This is a genomic window from Sphaerisporangium flaviroseum, from assembly GCF_039537005.1.
Taxonomy (GTDB): Bacteria; Actinomycetota; Actinomycetes; order Streptosporangiales; family Streptosporangiaceae; genus Sphaerisporangium; species Sphaerisporangium flaviroseum.
Genome location: NZ_BAAAZR010000008.1, coordinates 125,553 through 150,017, shown reverse-complemented (window position 1 = coordinate 150,017; position 24,465 = coordinate 125,553). Strand labels below are relative to the sequence as shown.

Below are 24,465 nucleotides of genomic sequence, written 5' to 3'. Positions count from 1 at the left end.
GCGCGTTGTGCTTGTGCGGGACGCGGGGCACTTTCTCGGCTGTTCAGTTGTCTTGCTCGAGGCCAGTTTGCTCAGAAGCGGTCTCGCGTCGCGCTCCGACGCGCCGACCGGGCTTCTCGCTATCGGGGAGGCCTGCCCCCGATATTAGAGAGGGAGCGGCGCGAGCCGCTCCCTCCTAGACTATCGGCGCAGGCCGAGCCGCTCGATCAGGGTGCGGTAGCGCGTGATGTCCTTGCTCATGAGGTACTTCAGGAGCCGGCGGCGACGGCCGACCAGCAGCAGCAGCCCACGGCGGCTGTGGTGGTCGTGCTTGTGGGTCTTGAGGTGCTCGGTGAGCTCGGCGATGCGCTTGCTCAGCAGCGCGATCTGCACCTCGGGGGACCCGGTGTCACCGTCAACGGTCCCATACTGTTCGATGATCTGCTTTTTGGCGGCGGTGTCGAGCGACACGGCTCTCCTTCAACTGTCTACGGGCACGCGTCAGATGATTGCTCACGAACGACCGTGCGTACCTACAGTCGCCGTAACCGTCGGCGGGCAGCGCGCATCGCGCCGAAACCGAGCCGACACGTCAGGCTACCATCGCCACGGACGGCTCGCGTCGGTCAACCGCGGGTGAGGCGGCGTGCCTCGGCGACGTCGAGGTGCATCTGCTCGATCAGGGCCTCGATGGAGTCGAACTTCAGCGTGTCGCGAAGGCGTACGGCGAAGTCGACGACGACGTGGGCGCCGTAGAGATCGAGATCGTCGCGGTCGAGGGCGTACGCCTCGACGGTGCGCTCGACACCCTCGAAGGTCGGGTTGGTGCCGATGGAGATCGCCGCCGGCCACCGCTCGCCCTCGTAGGGCGAAGGCGACTGCGTGCACTGGAGCCAGCCCGCGTAGACGCCGTCGGCCGGGATCGCCGTGAAGGCCGGTGACTCGACGTTGGCCGTGGGGTAGCCCAGAAGCGCCCTTCCCCGCTGATGGCCCCGCACGACCACGCCCTCCACGCGGTGCGGCCGGCCGAGCGCCTCGGCCGCCGCCTCGACCTCGCCCACCGCCAGGCGCTCGCGGATGAGGCTGGAGGAGATCGCCTCCCCGTTGCTCACCAGGGGAACCCCCTCGGCGACGAAGTCGTACTTCTCGCCGAGCTGGCGCAGCGTCTCCAGGTCGCCCGCGGCCTTGTGGCCGAACCGGAAGTTCTCCCCCACCACGACCCCGGCGGCGTGCAGCCGGTCGACGAGCACCGCCTGGACGAACTCGTCGGGGGTCATGCGGGAGAACTCCAGCGTGAACGGCAGCACGCACACCGCGTCCACGCCCAGCATTCCGAGCAGCTCGGTGCGGTGCCGCGCCGTGGTGAGCCGGGGTGGGTGGCTCCCGGGCCGCACCACCTCGTCCGGATGGGGGTCGAAGGTGATCACCACCGAGGGAAGGCCCAGCTCCGCCGCCATGGCGACGGCGCGTTCGACCATGCGCTGATGACCTTGGTGCACACCGTCGAACACCCCGATCGTGATGACAGACCTGCCCCAGTCTCCGGGCACGTCGTCGAGTCCGTGCCAGCCCTGCACCTCGACCTCGCTCCTGTGCTGATGGTCACGCTCACCCAAGCCTGCCATGCGAAGCGGTTTTCTCCGCACGGGGACGAGGGTAGCCCAGCGGGATGAGGCGACGGGCGAGGGGCCCGCTCACTCGCCCGCCCGGCCGGTGCCGCCGGTGCGCTCGTAGACGTCCTGCTCGAAGTCCTCAAGGAGGCTCTCGCAGGTGGTCAGCCACCGCTCGCACTCGCCCCGGCCGGGGCCGCCGAACCAGTCTCTGCCCACGACCTTCTCGAACCAGCGCTTGATCTTGTCGAGGTCCTGCCGGATCTCCTCCGACTCCTCGAACGTGTAGTTGTCGCGGAACCGCTCGAACTCGATCTCCTTGACGAACTTGGTCTGGCACTCCTCGATGATCTCGGCGTATTCCTTCCCCGCCATGTCCTGGAAGTTCTGGACCAGCGTGACGTCCTGCTCACGATCACCGGTCGAGATCGGGAAATAGTAGGAAATGCCGCCCAGGGTCTCGATGCGCTGCCGGATCTGCCGGAGGTCCTCCTCGATCGTCCCCATGCGCGGGAAGACGCAGACCGCCTGCTGCAGGTAGAGGCCGCCGAGCCGCTTGAGCTCGCGCCACACGGCCACGCGTACTCGCGAGGGCTCCGAGGGGACCTTGTAGATCAGCAGAAGCCACGCGTCGGGCACCATGGCCGACAGGTCCTCGGCCCCCGCCTTCTCGGGCGTGCGACCGGCCGCTGAACTCATGCGAACTCCTCGTGGCGGGCTCCGCCCGGCGTGCCATGGCGGTTCCTCAGCCTACCGTTCAGCCCTGTACGCCCCCGGATATCGCACCGGCCCAAGTGCCGTCCCGGGACGCCGTGGCGCCGTCACAGGGACGCCGTGGCGCCGTCACAGGGACGCCTTCAGGCCGGAGCCGCAGAGCGGGGCCACGACGGCGCCCTCCATGAACGGCGACCCCTCGGCGCGCAGCCGCCGCACGGCCGCGTACGAGACCGCGCCCGTCGGCTCCACCCACAGCCCCTGTGCGGCGAGAGCGGCGTGCGCCCGCGCGATCTCCTCCTCGGTCACGGTGACGACCGCGCCACCGGTCTCACGGACGATCTCCAGGATGCGCGTGCCTCGCGGCGGGGCGGCGATGGCGATCCCCTCGGCGACCGTCGCCTCAGGGGTCACCGGCTCGACGTCCTCCCTGCCCGCGGCGAACGCCGCCGCCAGCGGGGCGCAGCGCTGCGCCTGCACGACGACGACGCGCGGAAGGCGATCGACGAGCCCGGCCGCGCGGAGTCCCGCGAACCCCAGGTAGGCGCCGAGCACCAGCGTGCCGTTGCCCGCAGGAAGCACCAGCGTGGCCGGAGCGGTCTCGCCGAGTTGCTCGAACACCTCAAGGGCGTAGGTCTTGGTGCCCTCGTAGAAGTAGGGGTTGTACACGTGGCTGGCGTAGAAGGCGCCGGTCGCCTCCACCCGCTCCACGGCGGCCCTGGCCGTGTCCTCGCGCGATCCGTCCACCACCGTCACCTGGGCGCCGTGCCCCCGGATCTGCAGGAGCTTCTTGTCGCTGGTGCCGGCCGGCACGAAGATCTCGGCGGCCAGGCCGGCGCGGGCCGCGTACGCCGCGACGGCCGTGCCGGCGTTGCCGCTGCTGTCGGCGACCAGCCGCGTCGCGCCGAGTAGCCGGGCGAGCGCGACCAGCATGACCGCGCCCCGGTCCTTGAAGGACCCCGTCGGGGAGGCGTACTCGACCTTGAGACGCACCCCCTCCTCGCCGTCCGGGGACGCCCCGACCAGCGGGGTCATGCCCTCGCCCAGGCTGAGCTCGCGGCCCGGCACGGCGATGGCGTCCTGGTACCGCCACAGGGAATGGTCGCCGCGACGCGGACTCCAGGTCACCGCGGCGGCAGGCAGGTCGAGCAGCCCGCCACAGTCGCACCGCCACCGTTCCACCGAGGGGGTGGGGCGGCGCCCGCAGGAGCACCGGTAGCTCGGGAGGTCGGGGAACATGGGCGCCTTTCGAGGTGCCGTGAGGTGCTGGGACGAGCCGCCGCACCGCTCCGGGATCAGGGGACGAAAACGGCGAGGGGCCGCAGGGTGCTGCCGCGCTCCTCCACAAGGGCGAGCACGGTGCCGTCAGGTCCGAACACGCCGATCGGCCCGCTTCCGAGCCCGGCCGAGGGCAGCCGCCCTCCGTGGCCGATCAGCTTGGCCTGGTCCTCGGACACGTCCATGCGGGGGAAGGCCGCCGCCACGGCGTCGGCCATCGGCAGGATCACGCACGCCTCCGCGAGCTGCTCGATCGTCCGGGCCACCGACAGGTCGTACGGCCCGACCCGGGTGCGGCGCAGCCGGGTCAGATGCCCGCCGACCCCGAGCGCCGCACCGAGATCGCGCGCCAGCGAGCGGATGTAGGTGCCGCTGGAGCAGCTCACCGAGGCGTCCACCTCGATCGCGTCCCCCTCGCGGCGGATCGCGGTGATCTCGAAGGCGTGGACGGTCACCGGACGGGCCTGCAGCTCGACCTCCTCGCCGGCCCTGGCCCGCTTGTAGGCGCGCTCGCCGTTCACCTTGATGGCACTGACCTGCGGCGGGACCTGCATGATCGGACCGGTGAGCGCGGCCACGCCGGCCCTGATCGCCTCGTCGGCCACCTGGGCGGCCGAGGACCGGGCGAGGACCTCGCCCTCGGCGTCGTCGGTGTTGGTGGTCTCCCCCAGCCGGATCGTGCCGTCGTAACCCTTCTCGGTGAGCGTCAGGTGGCCGAGCAGGCGAGTGGCCTTCTCGACGCCGACGACCAGCACTCCGGTGGCCATGGGGTCCAGGGTGCCCGCGTGCCCGACCTTGCGCGTGCCGGCCAGGCGGCGCATCTTGCCCACCACATCGTGGGAGGTCCAGCCCGCGGGCTTGTCCACGATGATCAGCCCGCTCGGCGGGGCGGGCCGCTTGACCCGGGCCGTACGAGCCGGGGCCGCTCCGGAGGAGCCGTCCTCCGGAGGGACGCCGGAGGTGTCAGGTGCCGCGCCGCTGTTGCCGCCCGCCGTACTCATCGGAACATCCTCGAAGAAGCTCATCGGCGCATCGCCGAACCGGAAGATCAGGTGGAGGGGCCGGGCGACGCGGACGCCGAGGGCCCGAGGAGCGAGCGGAACCTCGCGATGGTCTCCTCAGGGGGGTCGTGCGAGGTGAAGCCCGCCGCGCGCACGTGCCCGCCGCCGCCCATGGCGATACAGGCCCGGCCGACGTCCACCTTGCCCTTGGAGCGCGTGGAGACCTGCCAGGCCCCCTCGTCGTCCTCCTTGAGCACCACGGCCACGTCGGGCTCGTCGGTGCGGCGGATCACGTCGATGATGCCCTCGCACTCGTCGTAGGGCAGGCAGTACGCGGCCCGGTCGGCACGGGCGACGTAGGTCCACACCATGCCGAGCCCATCGGCGGCGCCCGCGTCGAGCGTGACCCGGTCGAGGACCGCCCCGAGCACCTTGAGGTAGGCGAACGGGGAACGGTCCCACAGCTCGCGCGCGATCTCGTCGGTGCGCAGGCCGGTCGCGACCAGCCGCGCCGCCATCTCGTGCACGGCCGGAGTCGTGGAGGCGTGCCGGAACGAGCCGGTGTCGGTGACCAGGCCGGTGTACAGGCAGGTGGCGATGTCGCGGTCGATCGGGAGGCCGAGGCGCCCCAGCAGCTCCTCCACGAGCATGGATGTGGAGGCGGCCGAGGGGTCGACCAGCGGGACGCTGCCGAACCCGGTGTTGGAAGGGTGGTGGTCCACCACGATCAGCTCCCGGGCCTTGCCGGCGTTCGGCGCGAGAAGCCCGAGGCGGTCGACCGTGGGCGCGTCGAAGCTGATCATCAGCTCGGGCTCGGCGGGATAGGCGGCGGGCTCGACCAGCAGGTCCTGGCCGGGCAGGAAGCGCAGCAGGCGCGGCACCGCGAACCGGCGGTCGCCGAACGACGCCCTCACCCGCTTCCCCGCCCGGCGAAGCGCCATGCCGAGGCCCAGCATCGAGCCCAGCGCGTCCCCGTCGGGGGCGACGTGGCAGACCAGCGCGACCTCGCTCGCGCCCAGCACCAGCTCGGTGGCCCGCCGCCAGTCGGCCTCCCGCACCGCCGGCGCAGGAGGCCGCGAGGAAGGTCGTGCGCCGGACATCACGGTGTGGAACGCCCCGCGCGGTCGGTCGGTTCGGCTGCGGCCTCCCCGAGCAGGTCGTCCTCGCCCTCCTCGTCCTCCTCGCCGGGCTTGCGGTACGGGTCGGGCTCGCCGGCGTGGACGGCCCCCTCGGCCTTCTTGGCGATCTCCTCGTCACGGGCCTTGGCCTCGGCGAGCAGCACGTCGAGGTGACGGGCGCTGTCGGGAAGGGGGTCGTGGCTGAAGGTCAGTGTCGGGGTGAAACGCACACCGGTCTGGCGGCCCACCTCGGAGCGGATGACGCCCTTGGCGCTTTCCAGGGCGGCGGCGGTGTCGGCACGTTCGGCCTCGGAGCCGAACACGGTGTAGAAGACCGTCGCATCGCGCAGGTCACCGGTGATCTTGGTGTCGGTCACCGTCACGAAGCCGAGACGGGGATCCTTGATCCGCCGCTCCAGCATCTCGGCGACAACCTGCTGAATGCGGTCCGCAAGTTTACGGGCGCGTGCTGCGTCCACGATCGCGCTCCCCCTCTTTGCTCGCTTTACTCGCTTTACTGATTAACGGCCCGCGGGAAGCATGGCTTCCCACGGGCCCTAATCCTCGTCCTCGTTGATGAGCCGTCGCCGCGCGGACAGCACCTCGATCTCGGGGTGGTAGGTCACCAGCCGCTCGCAGGCATCGAGCACCTCACCGCAGTTGGCGGCCGTGGCCGAGACCACGGCGACACCGATCTCCGTACGGCGGTGGAGGTCGAGGTGGCCCGTCTCGGCCACCGCGACCGCCGGGAACCGGCGACGCACCTCGGCGACGAGAGGACGCACCACGGAACGCTTCTGCTTCAGCGAATGCACGTCGCCCAGCAGGATGTCCAGAGTCAGAGCACCTATGTACATGGCTGTCGCCGCGACCTCGGCGCGAAGGAAAGCGGGGGTGTCCGTGGGAGCGAACCCACGGACACCCGCCGCCCTACTTCTCGCACTATCAGGCGCGCGGCTTCTCCCGCATCTCGAACGTCTCGATGACGTCGTCGATCTTGATGTCGTTGTACCCGACACCGATACCGCACTCGAAGCCCTCGCGGACCTCGGTCGCGTCGTCCTTGAAGCGGCGCAGCGACGAGACGGTCAGGTTGTCGGCCACGACGACACCGTCGCGGATGATGCGGGCCTTGCTGTTGCGGGTGATCGTGCCCGAGCGGACCAGACAGCCCGCCACGTTGCCGATCTTCGGAACCTTGAAGACGTCCCGGACCTCCGCGGTGCCGGTCTGCGCCTCCTCGAACTCCGGCTTCAGCATGCCCTTCAGGGCCGCCTCGATCTCCTCGATCGCCTGGTAGATGACCGAGTAGTAGCGGATGTCGACGCCCTCGCGCTCGGCCAGGTCGCGCGCCCGGACCTCGGGGCGCACGTTGAAGCCGATGATGACGGCGTTGTCGTCCGCGATCGCCAGGTTGACGTCGTACTCGGTGATCGCACCGACGGCACGGTGGAGCACCCGGAGGCGCACCTCCTCGCCGACGTCGATCTTGAGCAGAGCGTCTTCCAGGGCCTCGACGGAACCGGAGACGTCACCCTTGATGATGAGCTTGAGCTCGTCGACCTTGCCCTTCTCCAGGTCGCTGAACAGCTCCTCGAGCGTGCGCCTGCGGCTGGACCTCGCCATGTCGGCGATGCGCTGCCGGGCCGCCCGCTGCTGGGCGATCTGACGGGCCATGCGGTCGTCGGTGACAACGATGAAGTTGTCGCCGGCGCCGGGGACGGCCGTCAGACCAAGCACCAGGACCGGACGCGACGGGTCGGCCTCGGTGACCTGCTCGCCGTTGTCGTCCAGCATCGCCCGGACGCGGCCGAAGGCCTCGCCACAGACGATCGAGTCGCCGACCCGCAGGGTGCCGCGCTGCACGAGCACGGTCGCCACGGGACCGCGGCCCTTGTCGAGGTGGGCCTCGATAGCGATGCCCTGGGCGTCCATCGTCGGGTTGGCGCGCAGGTCGAGCTCGGCGTCGGCCGTCAGCAGGATCGCCTCGAGCAGGTCGTCGATGCCGAGACCCTGCTTCGCGGAGATGTCGACGAACATCGTCGAGCCGCCGTACTCCTCGGCCACCAGACCGTACTCGGTGAGCTGGGCCCGCACCTTCGTCGGGTCCGCGCCCTCCTTGTCGATCTTGTTGACCGCCACGACCACAGGGACGCTCGCCGCGTGGGCGTGGTTGAGCGCCTCGATGGTCTGCGGCTTCACGCCGTCGTCGGCGGCGACCACCAGCACGGCGATGTCGGTCGCCTGGGCACCACGGGCACGCATGGCGGTGAACGCCTCGTGACCCGGGGTGTCGATGAAGGTGATCTTCCGGTCCTGACCCTCGTGCTCGGTCGAGACCTGGTAGGCACCGATGTGCTGGGTGATGCCACCGGCTTCGCGAGCCACCACGTTGGTGTTGCGGATGGCGTCGAGCAGCTTGGTCTTACCGTGGTCGACGTGACCCATGACGGTCACGACCGGCGGGCGTGCCGCGAGGTCGCTCTCGTCGCCCTCGTCCTCGCCGAACTCGATGTCGAAGGCCTCGAGAAGCTCGCGGTCCTCCTCCTCCGGGCTGACGACCTGGATGGCGTAGTTCAGCTCGGCGCCGAGAAGCTGCAGCGTCTCCTCGTTCACCGACTGGGTGGCGGTCACCATCTCGCCGAGGTGCAGCATGATCTGCACCAGCGACGCGGGGTTCGCACCGATCTTGTCGGCGAAGTCGGACAGCGAGGCTCCGCGAGGAAGGCGCAGGGTCTGGCCCGTGCCACGGGGAACCTGCACGCCGCCGATCGACGGCGCCTGCATGTTGTCGAACTCTTGACGCCTCTGGCGCTTGGACTTGCGGCCACGCGTCGGCCGGCCGCCGGGACGCCCGAAGGCACCCGCCGTGCCACCGCGGCCACGGCCACCGCCGCCACCGGGACGACCGGCGAAACCGCCGCCGCCACCGGCACCTGCGCCGGCGCCGCCACCGGGACGACCACCGGCACCCGTGCGGGGACCGCTGAAGCCGCCGCCGCCACCGGGACGACCTGCGCCGCCACCGCCGCCGCCGCCACCGGGACGACCGCCACCGCCGCCGCCACCGGGACGGCCACCGCCGCCACCGGGACGACCGCCGCCGCCACCGCCGCCACCCTGACCGGGACCGGACGGGCGCGAGGGCATCATCATCGGGTTGGGACGCGGACCGCCAGGACGGGGACCACCGGCACCGGGACCGGGACGGGGGCCACCCGCGCCAGGACCGGGACGCGGGCCGGCCGCTCCAGGAGGACCGGAACGAGCGCCCGGCGGACGCGGCATCGCGCCGTCGCGGGGACCGTCACGACGCGGCTCGCGAGGACCGGCGCCTTCACGGCGCGGCTCGCGGGGACCGGCGTCACGAGGAGCACCGTCACGACCGGGAGGAGCCCCGGCGTCACGGCCGGGACGCGCCGGGCGCTGACCCATGCCGCTCGCGTTGGACGAGAAGGGGTTGTTGCCCGGGCGCGGGCCGCGAGGACCCGGCTTCGGGCCACCGGGCCGCGGGGCACCGGACGCCGGAGCGCCGGAACGCGGACCCGCCGGAGCACCACCGGGCGCGCCCCCGCCAGGAGCGGAGGACGCCGCGGGACGCTGCTGCGCCGGGCTCGGCCGGGGACCCGGCTTCGGACCGGCGCCGGGACGCCCGCCCGGCGCCGCCTGGCGAGGCGCGTCGGTGCGAGGAGCCTCGAAGCGGGGCGCCTCGGAACGCGGGACGTCGGGACGCTGGGCCGGACGGGCGGCCTCGGGAGCCGCCTCGGGACGGGCGGCCTCCGGACGCGCCGTCTCAGGGCGCGCGGCCTCGGGACGGACCGTCTCGGCGCGAGCGGCCTCGGGCCGCGGCGTCGCCGGACGGGGAGCCTCCTGCGGAGGCTGGCTGACATGGGGCATCGGAACGGGCGGACGCGGCGCGACGTTCGCGGGACCGGGTCGCGGACCTGGCCGCGGGCTGGGGCCCGGGCGCGGAGCGGACTGACCCGGTGCGGACGCACCGTTGCCGGCCGGGCTCTGCGCCGGCCGGGGGGACGCCTTCGACGGCGCCCTGGACGACGACCTGTCGCCGCCCCTGGAATCGGAGGATCCCCTGGAGAACGCCTCCGTAAGCTTGCGGACCACCGGCGCTTCTATCGTAGAAGACGCCGATCGCACGAACTCGCCCATTTCTTGGAGCTTGGCCATCACGACCTTGCTCTCGACTCCGAACTCCTTGGCGAGCTCGTAGACTCGGACCTTCGCCACTGCACTCCCTAACTCGGCCCGGGAGGCTGTGCCGCCGGACCGTCGCTACCTAGACGTACTCATCGCCGCATGCTCATCAGGCGCTCATCGCTATCTGACCCGCCTATCGACTCGGCGTCCTACATGACAGTTGGTAACCATTCACCCGGCCCTACTCGACGTCAAGCCCCGCGAGAGAAGCCCGCAGACACGCCACGTCGAGCGGTCCCGCGACTCTGAACGAGCGCGGAAACGCCCGGCGACGTTCGGCGAGCTCCAGGCAACCGAGAGCCGGATGCACATAGGCACCCCGGCCCTGCAGCCGTCCTCGCTGGTCGGGAACGATCTCGCCCTCGACCACCACCAGGCGGAGCAGCTCGGACTTTACCGTGCGAACCCGGCAGCCCACGCATGTTCTCAGCGGGGCCGCCCGGCCACCGTATTCAAGCTTACCTTGTAGACGCATCGGCGGGACCGACCGCATCCCCCGTCGCCGCCGCTTCGGTATCGGGACGAATGTCGATGCGCCATCCGGTGAGGCGGGCGGCGAGACGGGCGTTCTGCCCCTCTTTGCCGATCGCCAGCGAAAGCTGGTAGTCGGGCACGGTGACCCGGGCCACGCGGCCCTCGAGATCGATGACCTCAACATGGGAAACCCGCGCGGGCGACAGAGCATTCCCGACGAAGTCGGCAGGATCGTCCGACCAGTCGATGATGTCGATCTTCTCGCCGTGCAGTTCGGTCATCACGTTGCGCACCCGCGAGCCCATCGGGCCGATGCAGGCGCCCTTGGCGTTGACCCCGCCACGGCGCGAGCGCACCGCGATCTTGGTGCGGTGACCCGCCTCGCGGGCGATCGCCGCGATCTCCACCGTGCCGTCGGCGATCTCGGGGACCTCCAGGGCGAACAGCTTCTTCACCAGGTTCGGGTGGGTGCGGGACAGCGTGACCGACGGCCCCTTGTGCCCCTTCTTCACCTGCACCACATAGCAGCGAAGCCGCTCGCCGTGGATGTACTCCTCGCCGGGGACCTGCTCGTTGTGCGGCAGGATGGCCTCGATCTTGCCGAGGTCGACCAGCACCACCCGAGGGTCCTTGCCCTGCTGGATGACGCCCGCCACCAGCTCGCCCTCGCGGCTGGCGAACTCGCCGAAGTTGATCTCGTCTTCCGCGTCCCTGAGCTGCTGGAGGATCACCTGCTTGGCCGTGGTCGCGGCGATGCGGCTGAAGTTGCCGGGGGTGTCGTCGTACTCCCTGACCACCTGCCCCTCGTCGTCGAGCTCCGCCGCGTAGATCATCACGTGTCCGGAGACGCGGTCGAGCTCGGCACGCGCCTTGGAGGCGGCCCCCTCGGTACGGAAGTACGCGATCAGCAATGCGTCCTCGATGGCCTTGACGACCAGGTCGAAGGAGATGTCCTTCTCCCGCTCCAGGCTGCGCAGGACGCTCATGTCAATGTCCACAAGGCTCCCCCTCAGCCCTCGTCGCCGTCGTCGCCGGCGTCTTGTTCATCGTCTAGCTCATCTCCGTCGAGCCGGCGGAACTCCACCTGCACCCGGCCCTTGGCCGGCTCGGCCCAGCCGAGCCGGCGTGTTGTGCCCCCGACCTCCAGCTCGACGCCGGAGTCGTCGACGGCAATAATGCGGCCCTCCACCGAGGTGCCGTCGTGCAGGTCGGCCTTGACCAGCCGGCCTTTGGCGCGCCGCCAGTGGCGGGGCTCGGTCAGCGGGCGGTCGACCCCGGGCGAGGTCACCTCCAGCACGTATGGGCTGCCGCCCATCACGTCGCTGTCGTCGAGCGCCTGCGACACCGCCTGGCTGACGTCGGCGACCTTGTCGAGGCTCACACCGTCGTCGCCGTCCACGATGATCCGCAGGAGCCGCCGCTTGCCCGCGGGGGTGATCGTGACGTCTTCGAGATCGAGACCCTGCGCCGTGGCGACGGGCTCGAGAAGTTTGATCAGGCGGTCACGTCGAGCGTCGGCGCCCATGCTGACCTCCCAGTTGAATTATCGTCCATCCCGCGGGACGGCCGAAGGCGTACCTCGCCCAACGGTTCACCAGCCTATCGACACCAGGGCGCGGAAAGAGCGTCACTCGGTTACCCACCCGGCGACGCGCCGTACGATGCTATGTGCCAAGCCAGGAAAAGCCGTCATCCACGGGAGGCCATACCGTGCGTCAGCGTGCCCTGACCCGGCGCGCGGTGTTGCGCGGGACCGCCGCAGGAGCGGTCGCCGCGGCCGTCGCCGGGTGCTCGCCCACCGAGACCCCGCCGCCCGTGGCGCCCAAGCCGCCCGACCGCGAGACCGTGCTGCTCACGAAGGTCATCGCGGACAAGGAGCAGATGGTGGCGCTCTACCGGCAGGCCGGGCACGCGGAGGCCAGGCTCGCCGCCGTGCTGCGGCCCTTCCAGCAGCGCCACGAGGCCCACCTGGCCGAACTGCGGCGACGCCTGCCGTCCGGCCCGCCTCCGACCACCGCCTCGCCGGCCCCTTCCGCGCCCGCGAGCTCCCCGCCCACCGTCGCCAAGGTCTCGGTCGGCCGGCTGCGCGACCTGGAGCGCAGGGCGGCGGCCACCCGGCCCCGCCAGATCGGTGACGTCTCCCCCGCCCTGGCGCAGCTTCTCGCCAGCATCGGCGCCTGCGAGGCCGCGCACGCCACCGCACTGGCGAGGGCATCGTGACCGACGCGTTGCAGGGGCTGAACAAGGTGCTCGACGCCGAGCACGCGGCGGTGTACGCCTACGGCCTGGTGGGCGCCCGCACCAGCGGCGGGCAGCGGTCGTCGGCGTCCGCCGGCTTCAACGCCCACCGCGCCAGGCGCGACCAGATCAGGGCCCTGATCACGGCCAGGGGCGGCACGCCGTCGGAGTCCGGCGCCGCCTACGACCTGCCCTTCCCGGTGAAGGCCGCGCGTGACGCGGCGCGCCTCGCCGCGCTGGTGGAGGACCGCGTCACCGCCGCCTACCTCGAACTCGCCGCCGTCGACGACTCCTCGCTGCGGCGGCTGGCCGCGCTGGCCATGCAGGAATGCACGGTCCGGGGGTACGGCTGGCGTCCCACGATCGCCACCCTGCCCGGCTGGCCGGCCGGTCGGCCCACCGCGCCGCAGAGGGGGGAACCACGCACCTCTCCCCCGGTTTCCCTTGACCAGTAGATGATTTAGGCCTTACGTCCACGTTTGCAGGCGGCATTCGGGGTAGTTGCGTGTCCATCGGAGAACACGGAGGGACACATGGGCTGGAGTTACCGTAAGTCGATCAAGATGGGGCCGTTCAGGCTCAACCTGTCTCGGCGCGGTGTCGGGCACAGCGTTGGCGGACGTGGCTTCCGTGTCACCAAGACCGCGGACGGGCGACGCACCGTCACCGTGAACCTGCCCGGCGGATTCCACTGGCGCAAGACCCTCGGCAGCAGCCGTAGCTAAAGGACATCGACGAAAGCACGATATCGAAAGCGCGTGCCGTACAGCATTGAGCTGGAACGGCGCGTGATAGGGGAGCTCGCCACCCCGGGCCGAGAGGCGGTGGGCTCCCCTCGCAATGCGCCCTCGCATGCGATGCCATCGCGGACGCCGAGGGCCGGCCCAGGATGCGGCGCATCCTGGGCCGGCCCCTAGCGCGGGACTCGGAGGGTGATCAGCCGCGCTGGTCGCAGCCCACGGCGGTCACCACGCGTTCGGTGGCCTCGGCGAGGGGGATCTCTTCCTTGACGCCGGTCCTGCGGTCGCGAAGCTCCACGACGCCCTGGGCCAGCCCACGGCCGATGATCAGGATGGTCGGAACGCCCAGCAGTTCGGCGTCCTTGAACTTCACGCCGGGCGAGACGCCGCTTCGGTCGTCGACCAGCACGCGCAGGCCCCTGGCCTCGCACTCTTCGGCGAGCCGCAGCGCCACCGCGATCTGATCGTCCTTGCCGGTGCCGACGATGTGCACGTCGGCGGGCGCCACCTCGCGGGGCCAGACCAGGCCGAGCTCGTCGTACTTCTGCTCCGCGAGCACGGCCACGGCGCGTGAGACGCCCACGCCGTACGAGCCCATGGTGATGCGGATGGGCTTGCCATCGGGGCCCAGGGCATCCAGACCGGCCGCGTCGGCGTACTTGCGGCCGAGCTGGAAGATGTGGCCGATCTCGATGCCGCGGTCGATGGAGAGCGGGTGGGCGCACCGGGGGCAGGCGTCGCCCGCGCGCACCTCGGCCGCCTCGATCGTGCCGTCGGGCTCGAAGTCACGGCCCGCCACGACGTGGGCCGCGTGCCGGCCCTGCTCGTTGGCCCCGGTGACCCAGGAGGAACCCGCGGCGACGCGGGGATCGACCAGGTAGCGGATGCCGAGGTCCTTGAGGACCTGGGGACCGATGTAGCCGCGCACCAGGCCGGGGTGCTTGGCGAAGTCGCCGCCCTCGAAGATCTCGGGGACACCCGGAGACAGCGCCGCCTCCAGCCTCTTGAAGTCGACCTCGCGGTCGCCGGGCACGCCGACGACCAGCGTCTCGGTCGTGCTGGAGCCGGGGGTGCGCACCTTGACCACGACGTTCTTGAGGGTGTCGGCGGCGGTCACACCGAGGCCGTACCGCTCGTTGACGAAGGACACCAGCGTGTCGATGGTCGGGGTGTCGGGAGTGTCGAGCACCTGGGTCGCGGGGTGCTCGGCGGTCACGGCGGGGGGCGCCGGCGTGATGACGGCCTCGGCATTGGCGGCGTATCCGCAGTTGTGGCAGGCCACGAACGTGTCCTCGCCGGTGACGCAGGGCGCCAGGAACTCCTCGGAGGCCGAGCCGCCCATGGCGCCGGACATGGCGAAGACGATCTTGTAGTCGATGCCGAGCCGGTCGAACAGCTTGATGTAGGCCTCGCGGTGCATCTCGTACGAGCGCTTGAGGCCGTCGTCGTCGAGGTCGAAGGAGTAGGAGTCCTTCATGATGAACTCGCGGCCGCGCAGGATGCCGGCCCGAGGACGCGCCTCGTCGCGGTACTTCGTCTGAATTTGATAGAGGATGACCGGGTAGTCCTTGTAGGAGGAGTACTCCCCCTTCACCATGTCGGTGAACATCTCCTCGTGGGTGGGGCCGAGCAGGTAGTCGCCCCCCTTGCGGTCCTTGAGCCGGAACAGCGTGTCGCCGTACTCGGTCCAGCGGCCGGTGGTCTCGTAGTGCTCACGGGGCAGCAGCGCGGGGAACAGCACCTCCTGGCCGCCCATGGCGTTCATCTCCTCGCGCACCACGCGGGCGACGTTCTCCATGACGATCTTGCCGAGGGGCAGCCACGAGTAGATTCCCGGGGCGACGCGACGGACATAACCGGCGCGGACGAGCAGCTTGTGGCTCGGCACTTCCGCGTCCGCCGGATCCTCACGCAGGGTGCGCAGGAACAGGGTGGACATACGCAGCAGCACGGCTACTCCTCGGTCGCGGGGATTGACAGGTATACAGGCTATCGAGTCTCGCGCGGGCGTCGCCCGTTTTACGCCCCCTATCCTGCCCGGGAGCCCTGTTGGCCAAGCAATCGCTTGGTTAGGCTGGCCCCATGGACCAGACGGCGGAGCAGCGCCACCTCCGCGCCACCGTACGGGACTTCCTGCGCGACGTGGGCCCGTCCACCACGACGCCCGGCGGCCGGGCGAGCGGCGGGGAGCCCCGCGACGCCCTCCGCCGGCTGTGGCGGAGGTTCGCGGGCGAGATCGGAGTCGCCGGTCTCGCCGTCCCGGAGGAGTACGGCGGGGCGGGATGCGGCATGGCTGAGGTGGCGGTCGTCTGCGAGGAGCTCGGCCGGGCGCTGTCCCCCCTTCCCTACCTGTCCACCGTCGTGCTCGCGGCCGAGGCCGTGAAGGCGTGCGGGGACAAGGAGGCGATGCGCCGCCTGCTGCCCGGCATCGCCGACGGCTCGGCGACCGCCACCCTGGTGCTGCCCGGCGACGCGGACCTGCGCCTCGACGGGGACACCCTGTACGGCACCGCGCCTTACGCCCTCGACGGGGAGATCGTCCTGGCCTACGCCGGCGGCTTCCTCGTCCAGGCGTGGCCCACGGCCCGCAGGCCGCACGTCACCCTCGACCAGACGCGTCCCCTCGTCGAGCTGACCTTCGACGGCGCCCCCGTACAGCGCCTCGGGGACGCCGGCCCCGCCGGACGGGTGCGGGAGCTCGGCGTGACCGGACTCGCGGCCGAGCAGGTGGGCGGCGCCGCACGCTGCCTGGCCTCGTCGGTGGCCCACGCCGCGAACCGCCACCAGTTCGGCCGCCCGATCGGGTCCTTCCAGGCGATCAAGCACAAGCTCGCCGACGTGCTGCTCATGGTGGAGTCTGCGAGGTCCGCCGCCCAGGCCGCCGCGGCCGCGACGGACGACGAGCTTCCCGTACGCGCGGCCATCGCCGGGTCGTACTGCACGGAGGCCTACCTCGCGGCCGCCGGGGAGAACATCCAGATCCACGGCGGCCTGGGAGTCACCTGGGAGCACGACGCCCATCTCTGCTTCAAGCGCGCCACCGCCGACGCCCAGCTCTTCGGGCCGCCGCAGGCACACCGCGAGCGGCTGTCCGAGACGGTGTTCCAGGGCCGGCGCGGCGGGGCGTCGGCTTGTTGACGCTCATCGGGGCTGGTAATCTCGCCAAGCGAGCGCTTGGTTAACTAGACCGATCGAGTGGTGGAACGGAGGCGCGGATGACGTCCCTACGGATCAGCCTGGGATACGAACTGGAGGTCCGCGGGCGCACCCGCGAGGTGGAACGGCAGGCATTCGAGAACGTGATCGGCCAGGTGGTGCTGGGAGACCGCCTGGGATGCGACACCGCGTGGTTCGTGGAGCACCACTTCACCCGCGGCTTCTCCCATTCGTCGGCGCCGGATCTGATCCTCGCCGCCATCTCCCAGCGCACCGAGCGGATCCACCTGGGCCTCGGAGTGGTGCTGCTGCCCTTCCAGTCCCCCATCCGCACGGCGGAGCGGGTCGCCACCCTGGACGTGCTCAGCAACGGGCGCGTCGAGTTCGGTACGGGCCGGGGGGCGTCCCCGCTCGAGTACCAGGCCTTCCAGCGGCCGTTCGAGCAGTCCCGCAAGATCTGGGAGGATTCCCTGGAGGCGGTCCTGGCGATCTGGAACGCCGACGGCGAGCCGGTCAGCCGCTCGAACGAGTTCTTCGAGATCCCCGACGTGGCCGTCTACCCGCGGCCCACCCAGCGGCCCCATCCCCCGGTATGGGTCGCGTCGACCTCCCTGGAGGGCTACCTGGCGGCGGCCAAGCACGGGTACAACCTGCTCGGCATGACCATGCTCAAGGGCATCGACGACGTGGCGGCGGACATCGCGCGGTACAAGGAATGCCTCGCGGAGAACGGCTTCGACCCCGCCACCCGCAGGATCGCGCTGATGATCCCGTGGTACGTCGCGCCGACCCGCGAGGAGGCCATCGAGACCGCCGCGGACCCGGTCCTGTGGTACATCCGGCGCCAGGTCAACCTCGTCACACCGCCCGACTACTACGACGCCCGGCACGCCACCCACAAGGTCCTCGGCCAGCTCGCCGCCGGGCTGCCGCCCGAAGAGGCGATGGCGACGTTGCGCGAGCACCTCATGGTGGTCGTCGACGACGTGGAGGGCTCACGCAAGGCCGTCGCCCGCATCGCCGAGGCCGGCGCGACCGACCTGATCCTGCAGGCCCAGGTGGGCGGCCTCGCCAACGACCGCGTACGCGACTCGATCGAGCTCTTCATGGGGGAGGTCGTGCGTTGACGCCGACCCGCTGGCTGACCAGGGACGAGCTCGGGAAGGCCGCTCGTGGCGCCACCGGCCTGTTGCAGGTCGCGCCCGACGCGTCGAGCGCCTGGCCGCTGGACGCCGCCGACCACGCGGCCGCGCTCGGCCTGACGGCGCGGGCGCTGGCGGCGGCGGGGGTCGGCGACCGGGACAGGGTGGTCGTCGCGCTGGGCGAGCCCGCCGGAGCGCTGTGGGCCGCCGCCGGAGCCGAGGCCGCCGCCGCCTCCGCATCGGTCGGCCCCCGTGGCCGCATGCGTCTGCACCACGCGCTCAAGTCGCTCGGCGCCACCACCCTGGTGATCACGCCTACGGGCGCGATGGACTTCCTCTCCCGGCTGCACCTGGAATTCCTGCTCGACCCTCTCGACCTCGGGCTACGGCATCTGGTGCTCGTCGGCGAGATCGCCTCCCGGCGCACGCTGAGCCACCTGGCCGGCGAGTTCGAGGCCGGCGTGACGGAGGTCTACGCGAACCCCTACAGCGGTGGCGCGCTGGCGTGGCGGGACTCCGACACCGCGCCGCTGACGCCACTGGCCGGCGGGCTGCTCGGCCTCGCCTCGCTGGACAAGGACTCGCCTTTCGAGGGGTCCGGCGGGCTCGCCGAACTGGTCCTCACGCCGTCCGCCCACTCCGCGCTCGGCGACGCCGTCATCCGCACCGGGCAGGTCGCCCAGGTGGGCGACGCGGCCGAGATCCCCGCGCCGTCCCACACGGTCGGCGACCACGTTCTGATCAGGGGCGTATGGCTGTCGCTGCCCCGCATCGAGAAGGCCCTGGCCAAGATCGACGGGGTTTCCCACTGGGATCTCGCGATCGCCCGCCAGGGCACGCTCGACTCCGCGACACTGAGGGTCTCCTTCAACCGCCAGAGCCTGATCGGGAACCCGATGTGGAGGTCCAGGATCGAGCAGTCGATGTCGGCGCTCACCCCGATCAAGCTGGGTGTGGAGGTGTCCGGCGAGGTCGCCGAGACGGCACGTCCCGGCACCGTCTCCGACGCCCGGGGCCACCATCTCGGCAGGGACCGCACCGCCATAGCTCACTAGACGGGAAGCACGAAGTCCGGGAGGCGCGACCATGGTTCCCGAAGAGACAGACGTTGGGCCCGGCGGCACGGGCGTGGCGGCCGTGCCGGACTGGGGGACGATCCCCCGCATGCTGCGCGACCAGGCGGCCCGCCACCCGGAGACCACGGTGATCGTCGACGGCGAGGTGCGCCTGACGCTCGCCGAGCTTCGCGCCCGGGCCACCATGGTCGCCAAAGGGCTCATGGCGCTCGGCGTCGAGCGTGGCGACCGGGTGGCCATCTGGGGGCTCAACGACGTGCACTGGGCGGTGGGCGCCTACGGGATCTGGGACGCGGGCGCGGTCATCGTGCCGCTGTCGTCGCGCTACAAGGGCATCGAGGCGGCCGAGGTGCTCGGCAAGACCGGCGCCACCGTGCTGATCATGGGCGACAACCTCGACGGCGCTCCCCCGTTCGCCGAGGTGCTGGCCGCGGCCGCGGGAGCACCCACCACCACGCCGGTACCGGCCGGGGACCCTGGCCCCACACCGCGACCGGCACGGAGCCCAGGCGCGACAGAGCCCGGGGTGGAGCGGCCGTTCGCCGGGCTTCCCGAGTTGCGCCACGCCATCGTGCCCGAGGGCCTGCGCCATCCCGGCACGCTCCAGCCGTCCCGCGTGCTCGCCGCCGGCGACCTGATCGCGGACGAGGACGCCGAGGCGAGGGCGCTCTCCGTGCGCCCGGACGACCTGTGCGAGATCATGTCCACCTCCGGCACCACGGGCACGCCGAAGGGCGTGATGCTCGACCACGGGCAGGTAGTGCGCGGCTACTGGGACTGGGCCGAGATCGTCACCCTCGGGGAGGGCGACCGCTACCCGGTGATCGCCCCGTTCGCGCACGGGTTCGGCCTGAACGCGGGCCTGGTCGCCGGGGTGATGCGGCGCGCCACGCTCATGCCCGTCAAGGTGTTCACCCCCGGTGGGCTCCGCGACCTGGTCCTGGAAGGGCGCATCACCATCCTCGCCGGGGCTCCCACCCTCTTCCACCGCCTCCTGGACGAGGTGGACATCACCGGGCATTCCGTCCGTGTCGCGATCTGCGGCGCCGCGGCCGTGCCCGCGGAGCTGATCCACCGGCTGCTCCGTGAGGCGGGCCTGCAACGCGTGATCAACGCGTACGGCCTGATGGAGGGAACGGTCGTCTCGATGACGCGCGCGGGCGACCCGGTCGAGGTGATCGCCTCCTCCACCGGCAGGCCGGTGCCGGGCATCGACGTCAAGATCGTCGACGACGACGGCAAGGAGGTGCCGACCGCCGAGCGGGGGGAGATCCTGCAACGCGGCTACGGCGTGATGCGCGGGTACTGGGGCGAGCCCGACAAGACCGCCGAGGTCATCCGGGATGGCTGGCTGCACACCGGCGACATCGGCACGCTCGACGCCCGCGGCAACCTGGCGGTGGTCGACCGCAAGAAGGAGTTGTTCATCGTCAACGGGTTCAACGTCTCACCTGCCGAGGTCGAGAGCCTGCTGCTGCACCGGCCCGATCTGGCGCAGGCGGCCGTCGTGGGCGTCCCCGACGGGCGTTCGGGCGAGGCCGGACGTGCGTACGTGGTGCCCCGGCCCGGCGCGGCACCCGACCCCGCCGAGATCATAAACTGGGCACGAGGGAACATGTCCAACTACAAGGTGCCCCGCCAGGTGATCGTCGTCGACGCGCTGCCCTTGAACGCGAACGGAAAGATCGACAAACGCCTGCTCCGTGCCAGGGCCGCCGAGGAGGCGCCGCCCGGCGACCGGCCGGCCGAGACCGGCCGGGGATGACCGAACTGGATTATCTCGATCACCTGCCGCGTGCGAGTCTGGCCGGAAGGACCGCGTTCCGCGAGAATCTGCTCCATGACGATGTGGGGCCGACGGGTCCCGCTAAGGAGGCCACATGTCGCTCCGCGTGGCGATCGTGGGATCGGGTCCCGCCGGGATCTACACCGCCGAGGCGCTGACCAAGCAGGCGGGCGAGCCCGTCGAGATCGATGTGCTCGACCGGCTGCCGACCCCGTACGGCCTGGTCAGGTACGGTGTCGCGCCCGACCACACCTCGATCAAGTCCATCGCCGGCTACCTTCGTAAGGTGCTGGAACTGCCCTCTGTGCGGTTCCTCGGCGGCGTGGAGCTCGGTTCGGACATCACCGTCGACGACCTGACCGGCAGCTACGACGCGGTGGTCTACTGCACGGGCGCCATGGTCGACCGGCATCTCGGCATCCCCGGCGAGGACCTGCCCGGCAGCGTGGCCGCGACCGACTTCGTCAACTGGTACTGCGGCCATCCCGACATGCCGCCCGACACCTTCTCCCTCGACAGCACCGAGGTGGCCGTGATCGGTGTCGGGAACGTCGCGGTCGACGTGGTGCGCATCCTGGCCAAGACCGCCGAGGAGCTCCGGTCCACCGACGTGCCGCAGGAGGTCCTCGACCGCCTGGCGAAGAGCCAGGTGACGGGCATTCACATGATCGGCAGACGCGGCCCCGAGCACGCGAAGTTCACGCTCAAGGAGCTCAGGGAACTGGGCGACCTGCCGAACTGCGACGTGCTGGTCCGCCCGGAAGAGGCGGGGAGCGGGGACGTCAGCGAGCTGTCACGGCAGATCCGCGGCAACGTGGAGGTCCTGCGAGCCTGGTGCGCGCGCGGTGCCACGGGGCGTCCGCGCCGGCTCGACGTCCGGTTCTGGCTGCGTCCGGTGGAGATCCTCGGCTCCTCGCGTGTCGAGGCGCTGCGCCTGGAGCGCACGAAGCTGGTCGACGGGCGGGTCACCGGCACCGGCGAGTTCGAGACCATCCCGGTCGGCATGGTGCTGCGCTCGGTGGGCTACCAGAGCGTCGCCCTGCCGGGCGTGCCGTTCGACGGCGCGACGATGACCGTGCCGAACGTCGCGGGGCGGGTGTCGGAGGGGCAGTACGTCGCAGGCTGGCTGAAGCGCGGGCCCACCGGGGTCATCGGCACCAACAAGTCCGACGCCGCCGAGACCGTGCGCACGCTGCTCGCCGACCTGGGCTCGCGCCCCGAGCGCGCGGCCCCGGCCACCCGGCTCGACGATCTGCTCGCGGCGCGCGGCGTCACGCCCGTGACCTACGACCAGTGGCTCGCCATCGAGGCGGCGGAGGCGTCGCTGGCCACCTCGCTCGGACGCGGGGAGCACGTCAAGCTGGTCGGCCGCTCGGCGATGCTCGCCGCCTTCGGGCGCACGCTCTCCCACTGACCACGCGGCACGGGCCGTCTCCGTGACCAGATGGTGACTCACCGCGACCGGTGACGTTTGCGGGGCGTTCGGAGCGGAAGGAGTATCGGGACGGCGGCACCGTGCCACGGCGCGGACCGGCCGGACCATCCGCACAGGGGGCCGTTCCATGACCACGCAGACGCACTCGCATGCCCGCCGGGCCGTCCGGGGAGCCCGGTGGTGAACACGATCGCCGAGCAGTTCGTCGAGGTACTGCGCCAAGGCGGCGTGCGCCGCGTCTACGGTGTCGTGGGCGACAGCCTCAACCCGATCGTGGACGCGATCCGCCGGGCCGAGGGCATCGAGTGGGTACATGTGCGCAACGAGGAGGCGGGGGCGTTCGCCGCCGCGGCCGAGGCCCAGCTCACCGGGAGCATCGCGGTCTGCGCGGGAAGCTGCGGCCCCGGCAACACCCATTTGATCCAGGGGCTGTACGACGCCCATCGCACGGGCGCACCGGTGCTGGCGCTGGCCTCGCACATCCCGTCACCGGAGATCGGCACCGGCTTCTTCCAGGAGACCCACCCCGAGCGGGTGTTCACCGACTGCAGCCACTACTGCGAGATGATCAGCCGGCCGGAGCAGATGCCGAGAGTGCTGCGCATCGCCATGCAGTACGCCGAAGGCAGGGGCGGGGTCTCGGTGGTGGTGCTTCCCGGCGACGTCGCCGCCCTGCCCGCCGCGAACCGCACGGGCACCAGCACGCTGGTCGAGGAGAAGGGCGTCGTGATGCCTCCGCCCTCTCAGGTGCGGGCGCTGGCCCACGCCCTGAACACCGCCCAGAAGGTCGCCCTCTTCTGCGGCGCGGGCTGCCAGGACGCCCACGAGGAGGTCATGGCGCTGGCCGCCAGGGTGCTGGCCCCGGTGGGGCACAGCCTGCGCGGCAAGGAGTGGATCCAGTACGACAACCCCTACGACGTCGGGATGAACGGCCTGCTGGGGTACGGCGCCTGCTACGACGCGCTGAACGAGGCCGACCTGCTGGTGCTGCTGGGCACCGACTTCCCCTATGACGCGTTCCTGCCCCAGCGGCACACCGCGCAGGTCGATCACGACCCCATCAAGCTCGGCCGCCGCACGCCCCTGGACGTCGCCGTGCACGGCGACGTCCGCGAGACGCTGCGCACCGTGCTCCCGCTGCTGGACCGGAAGACCGACAGGGGCTTTCTCGACCGAATGCTCCGCGAGCACGCCCGGTCCCTCGAACGCGTCGTCGACGCCTACACAAGTGACGTCGACCACCATGTGCCGATCCACCCGGAGTACGCCACGGCCATCCTGGACGACCTGGCGGCCGACGACGCGGTGTTCACCGTGGACACCGGCATGTGCAACGTATGGGCCGCCCGCTACATCACGCCGAACGGCAGGCGGCGGGTCATCGGGTCCTTCCTGCACGGCAGCATGGCCAACGCGCTGCCCCACGCCATCGGCGCGCAGTTCGCCTACCCGGGCCGCCAGGTGATCTCGATGTCGGGGGACGGCGGCCTCGGCATGCTGATGGGCGAGTTGCTCACCGTGCGCCTGCACGACCTGCCCGTGAAGATCGTCGTGTACGACAACTCCTCTCTCGGCATGGTGAAGCTGGAGATGCTGGTGGAGGGATTTCCCGACTACCAGACCGACCACGACCCGGTCGACTACGCGGCGATCGCGGCGGCGGCCGGCATCCCCTCGGTGCGCGTCGAGCAGCCTTCACAGGTCCGCGAGGCCCTGTCCCACGCCCTGGCGTCCCCCGGCCCCTACCTGGTCGACCTGGTGACCGACGCCAACGTCATAGCCATGCCACCAAAGGTCACACCCGCCCAGATCAAGGGCTTCGCCCTCGCCGCCGGCAAGATCGTCGTCAGCGGCGGCGTCGGCAAAATGCTGGACCTGGCCCGCGCCAACCTCCGCAGCATCCCCCGCCCCTAGAGAGTCGGGGCCGGAGATACGCGTTGGATCAAGTGCCCAGGCGCGATCGCACAGCATGGAGTTCCTTGCGGAGTTCCTCCCAGGGAAACGATGCGGCGCCAGGGGCACCCGAGTCGGGTGCGGGGAGACGGCCGAAGTCGAGGATGAGCGTGACACCCGAAGCCCGGAGCAACTCGATGCTGGCCGTGAACGCCGGATGGCGCGCGAGGGCGACGTTGGGCCATGGAACGGAGATGATCGGCAGGCCGAGCCCGAGTGCTTCGTTCAAGAGGCCAAGCGCCAGAGTGTCGCTGATTCCTTGCGCCCACTTGTTGATCGTATTGAAGGTCGCGGGAACGACGGCGAGAGCGTCGGGCGCGGGGAGGATATCCGGCTCTTCCGGTCTCTTGTAGTCGCTTCGGACTGGATATCCCGTGAGCGTGCCCAATCTCTGAGCATCAATGAACTTGGTCCCCGAGGGAGTCGCCACCACGCAGACCGTCCAGCCTTCTCCCCTCATGTACTCCACCAGCCTGGGAAGCTCCCCCGCCGGCCGTCCTCCACAAGCGATCACATAGAGAACCGGCTTACGCTCAGCCATTATCACACT

Annotated in this window: 23 protein-coding genes; 9 read left to right on the top strand and 14 right to left on the bottom strand. The window is 71.0% G+C overall.

What is annotated here, in order from left to right; genetic code table 11:
• Positions 1–180: 180 nt before the first annotated feature.
• The 12 genes from rpsO to rimP all read right to left on the bottom strand — a co-directional run bounded on the left by rpsO (position 181) and on the right by rimP (position 11,914).
• The gene (rpsO, locus tag ABD810_RS17060) at positions 181–450 is read right to left on the bottom strand and encodes a 30S ribosomal protein S15 (RefSeq protein ID WP_344940403.1); all 270 of its coding nucleotides are present in this window, start codon (positions 448–450) and stop codon (positions 181–183) included.
• Positions 451–605: 155 nt separating this feature from the next.
• On the bottom strand, positions 606–1,556 hold the full coding sequence (locus ABD810_RS17055) for a bifunctional riboflavin kinase/FAD synthetase (protein ID WP_344941962.1): 951 nt from the start codon (positions 1,554–1,556) through the stop codon (positions 606–608).
• Between the two features lie 117 nt (positions 1,557–1,673).
• Positions 1,674–2,288: a Chromate resistance protein ChrB gene (locus tag ABD810_RS17050; RefSeq protein WP_344940400.1), complete on the bottom strand. Its 615-nt coding sequence runs from the start codon at positions 2,286–2,288 to the stop codon at positions 1,674–1,676.
• Positions 2,289–2,432: 144 nt separating this feature from the next.
• Positions 2,433–3,542 (bottom strand): pyridoxal-phosphate dependent enzyme, encoded by a 1,110-nt coding sequence (locus ABD810_RS17045; RefSeq protein ID WP_344940397.1) that lies wholly within the window; start codon positions 3,540–3,542, stop codon positions 2,433–2,435.
• A gap of 56 nt (positions 3,543–3,598) precedes the next feature.
• Positions 3,599–4,582 carry a tRNA pseudouridine(55) synthase TruB gene (truB, locus tag ABD810_RS17040; RefSeq protein WP_344940393.1) on the bottom strand — a complete coding sequence of 328 codons (984 nt, stop codon included), beginning with the start codon at positions 4,580–4,582 and terminating at the stop codon, positions 3,599–3,601.
• 47 nt (positions 4,583–4,629) lie between these two features.
• Positions 4,630–5,640: a DHH family phosphoesterase gene (locus ABD810_RS17035; RefSeq protein ID WP_344940390.1), complete on the bottom strand. Its 1,011-nt coding sequence runs from the start codon at positions 5,638–5,640 to the stop codon at positions 4,630–4,632.
• A 41-nt stretch (positions 5,641–5,681) separates the two neighbouring features.
• A complete protein-coding gene (gene rbfA, locus ABD810_RS17030; RefSeq protein ID WP_344941959.1) occupies positions 5,682–6,182 on the bottom strand; it encodes a 30S ribosome-binding factor RbfA in 501 nt (166 codons plus the stop codon).
• 75 nt (positions 6,183–6,257) lie between these two features.
• Positions 6,258–6,557 carry a DUF503 domain-containing protein gene (locus tag ABD810_RS17025; RefSeq protein WP_344940388.1) on the bottom strand — a complete coding sequence of 100 codons (300 nt, stop codon included), beginning with the start codon at positions 6,555–6,557 and terminating at the stop codon, positions 6,258–6,260.
• 88 nt (positions 6,558–6,645) lie between these two features.
• Positions 6,646–9,945 carry a translation initiation factor IF-2 gene (infB, locus tag ABD810_RS17020; protein ID WP_344940385.1) on the bottom strand — a complete coding sequence of 1,100 codons (3,300 nt, stop codon included), beginning with the start codon at positions 9,943–9,945 and terminating at the stop codon, positions 6,646–6,648.
• Positions 9,946–10,096: 151 nt separating this feature from the next.
• A complete protein-coding gene (locus tag ABD810_RS17015) occupies positions 10,097–10,333 on the bottom strand; it encodes a YlxR family protein (RefSeq protein ID WP_344940382.1) in 237 nt (78 codons plus the stop codon).
• 40 nt (positions 10,334–10,373) lie between these two features.
• The gene (gene nusA / locus ABD810_RS17010) at positions 10,374–11,375 is read right to left on the bottom strand and encodes a transcription termination factor NusA (protein WP_344940380.1); all 1,002 of its coding nucleotides are present in this window, start codon (positions 11,373–11,375) and stop codon (positions 10,374–10,376) included.
• A 23-nt stretch (positions 11,376–11,398) separates the two neighbouring features.
• Positions 11,399–11,914 carry a ribosome maturation factor RimP gene (gene rimP, locus ABD810_RS17005; protein WP_344940377.1) on the bottom strand — a complete coding sequence of 172 codons (516 nt, stop codon included), beginning with the start codon at positions 11,912–11,914 and terminating at the stop codon, positions 11,399–11,401.
• Between the two features lie 185 nt (positions 11,915–12,099).
• Here rimP and ABD810_RS17000 point away from each other — a divergent pair, with 185 nt between their 5' ends.
• The 3 genes from ABD810_RS17000 (at position 12,100) to ABD810_RS16990 (ending at position 13,352) form a co-directional block, all read left to right on the top strand.
• A complete protein-coding gene (locus ABD810_RS17000) occupies positions 12,100–12,609 on the top strand; it encodes a twin-arginine translocation signal domain-containing protein (RefSeq protein ID WP_344940374.1) in 510 nt (169 codons plus the stop codon).
• Positions 12,606–13,082, top strand: a complete 477-nt coding sequence (locus ABD810_RS16995; RefSeq protein ID WP_344940372.1) for a ferritin-like domain-containing protein — start codon at positions 12,606–12,608, stop codon at positions 13,080–13,082. The genes ABD810_RS17000 and ABD810_RS16995 overlap by 4 nt, the downstream gene beginning before the upstream one ends.
• A gap of 78 nt (positions 13,083–13,160) precedes the next feature.
• Complete coding sequence (locus ABD810_RS16990) at positions 13,161–13,352, top strand: DUF4236 domain-containing protein (RefSeq protein ID WP_344940370.1); 192 nt, start codon at positions 13,161–13,163, stop codon at positions 13,350–13,352.
• Positions 13,353–13,563: 211 nt separating this feature from the next.
• On the opposite strand, the gene ABD810_RS16985 is transcribed toward ABD810_RS16990, so the two are convergent.
• On the bottom strand, positions 13,564–15,318 hold the full coding sequence (locus ABD810_RS16985; protein ID WP_344940367.1) for a proline--tRNA ligase: 1,755 nt from the start codon (positions 15,316–15,318) through the stop codon (positions 13,564–13,566).
• A gap of 131 nt (positions 15,319–15,449) precedes the next feature.
• Here ABD810_RS16985 and ABD810_RS16980 point away from each other — a divergent pair, with 131 nt between their 5' ends.
• From ABD810_RS16980 to ABD810_RS16955, 6 genes are all read left to right on the top strand, one after another.
• Positions 15,450–16,505, top strand: a complete 1,056-nt coding sequence (locus tag ABD810_RS16980) for an acyl-CoA dehydrogenase family protein (RefSeq protein WP_344940365.1) — start codon at positions 15,450–15,452, stop codon at positions 16,503–16,505.
• 77 nt (positions 16,506–16,582) lie between these two features.
• The gene (locus ABD810_RS16975) at positions 16,583–17,650 is read left to right on the top strand and encodes an LLM class flavin-dependent oxidoreductase (protein ID WP_344940362.1); all 1,068 of its coding nucleotides are present in this window, start codon (positions 16,583–16,585) and stop codon (positions 17,648–17,650) included.
• Positions 17,647–18,720: a hypothetical protein gene (locus tag ABD810_RS16970; protein ID WP_344940359.1), complete on the top strand. Its 1,074-nt coding sequence runs from the start codon at positions 17,647–17,649 to the stop codon at positions 18,718–18,720. Before ABD810_RS16975 ends, ABD810_RS16970 begins: the two co-directional genes overlap by 4 nt.
• A gap of 31 nt (positions 18,721–18,751) precedes the next feature.
• Entirely contained in the window at positions 18,752–20,506 is a 1,755-nt protein-coding gene (locus ABD810_RS16965) for an AMP-binding protein (RefSeq protein WP_344940357.1), read from the top strand.
• Between the two features lie 115 nt (positions 20,507–20,621).
• A complete protein-coding gene (locus ABD810_RS16960; protein WP_344940354.1) occupies positions 20,622–21,941 on the top strand; it encodes an FAD-dependent oxidoreductase in 1,320 nt (439 codons plus the stop codon).
• 201 nt (positions 21,942–22,142) lie between these two features.
• Positions 22,143–23,876: a pyruvate dehydrogenase gene (locus ABD810_RS16955; RefSeq protein ID WP_344940351.1), complete on the top strand. Its 1,734-nt coding sequence runs from the start codon at positions 22,143–22,145 to the stop codon at positions 23,874–23,876.
• Between the two features lie 28 nt (positions 23,877–23,904).
• Here ABD810_RS16955 and ABD810_RS16950 read toward each other — a convergent pair whose 3' ends face one another.
• A complete protein-coding gene (locus ABD810_RS16950; RefSeq protein ID WP_344940348.1) occupies positions 23,905–24,456 on the bottom strand; it encodes a flavoprotein in 552 nt (183 codons plus the stop codon).
• Positions 24,457–24,465 lie beyond the last annotated feature (9 nt).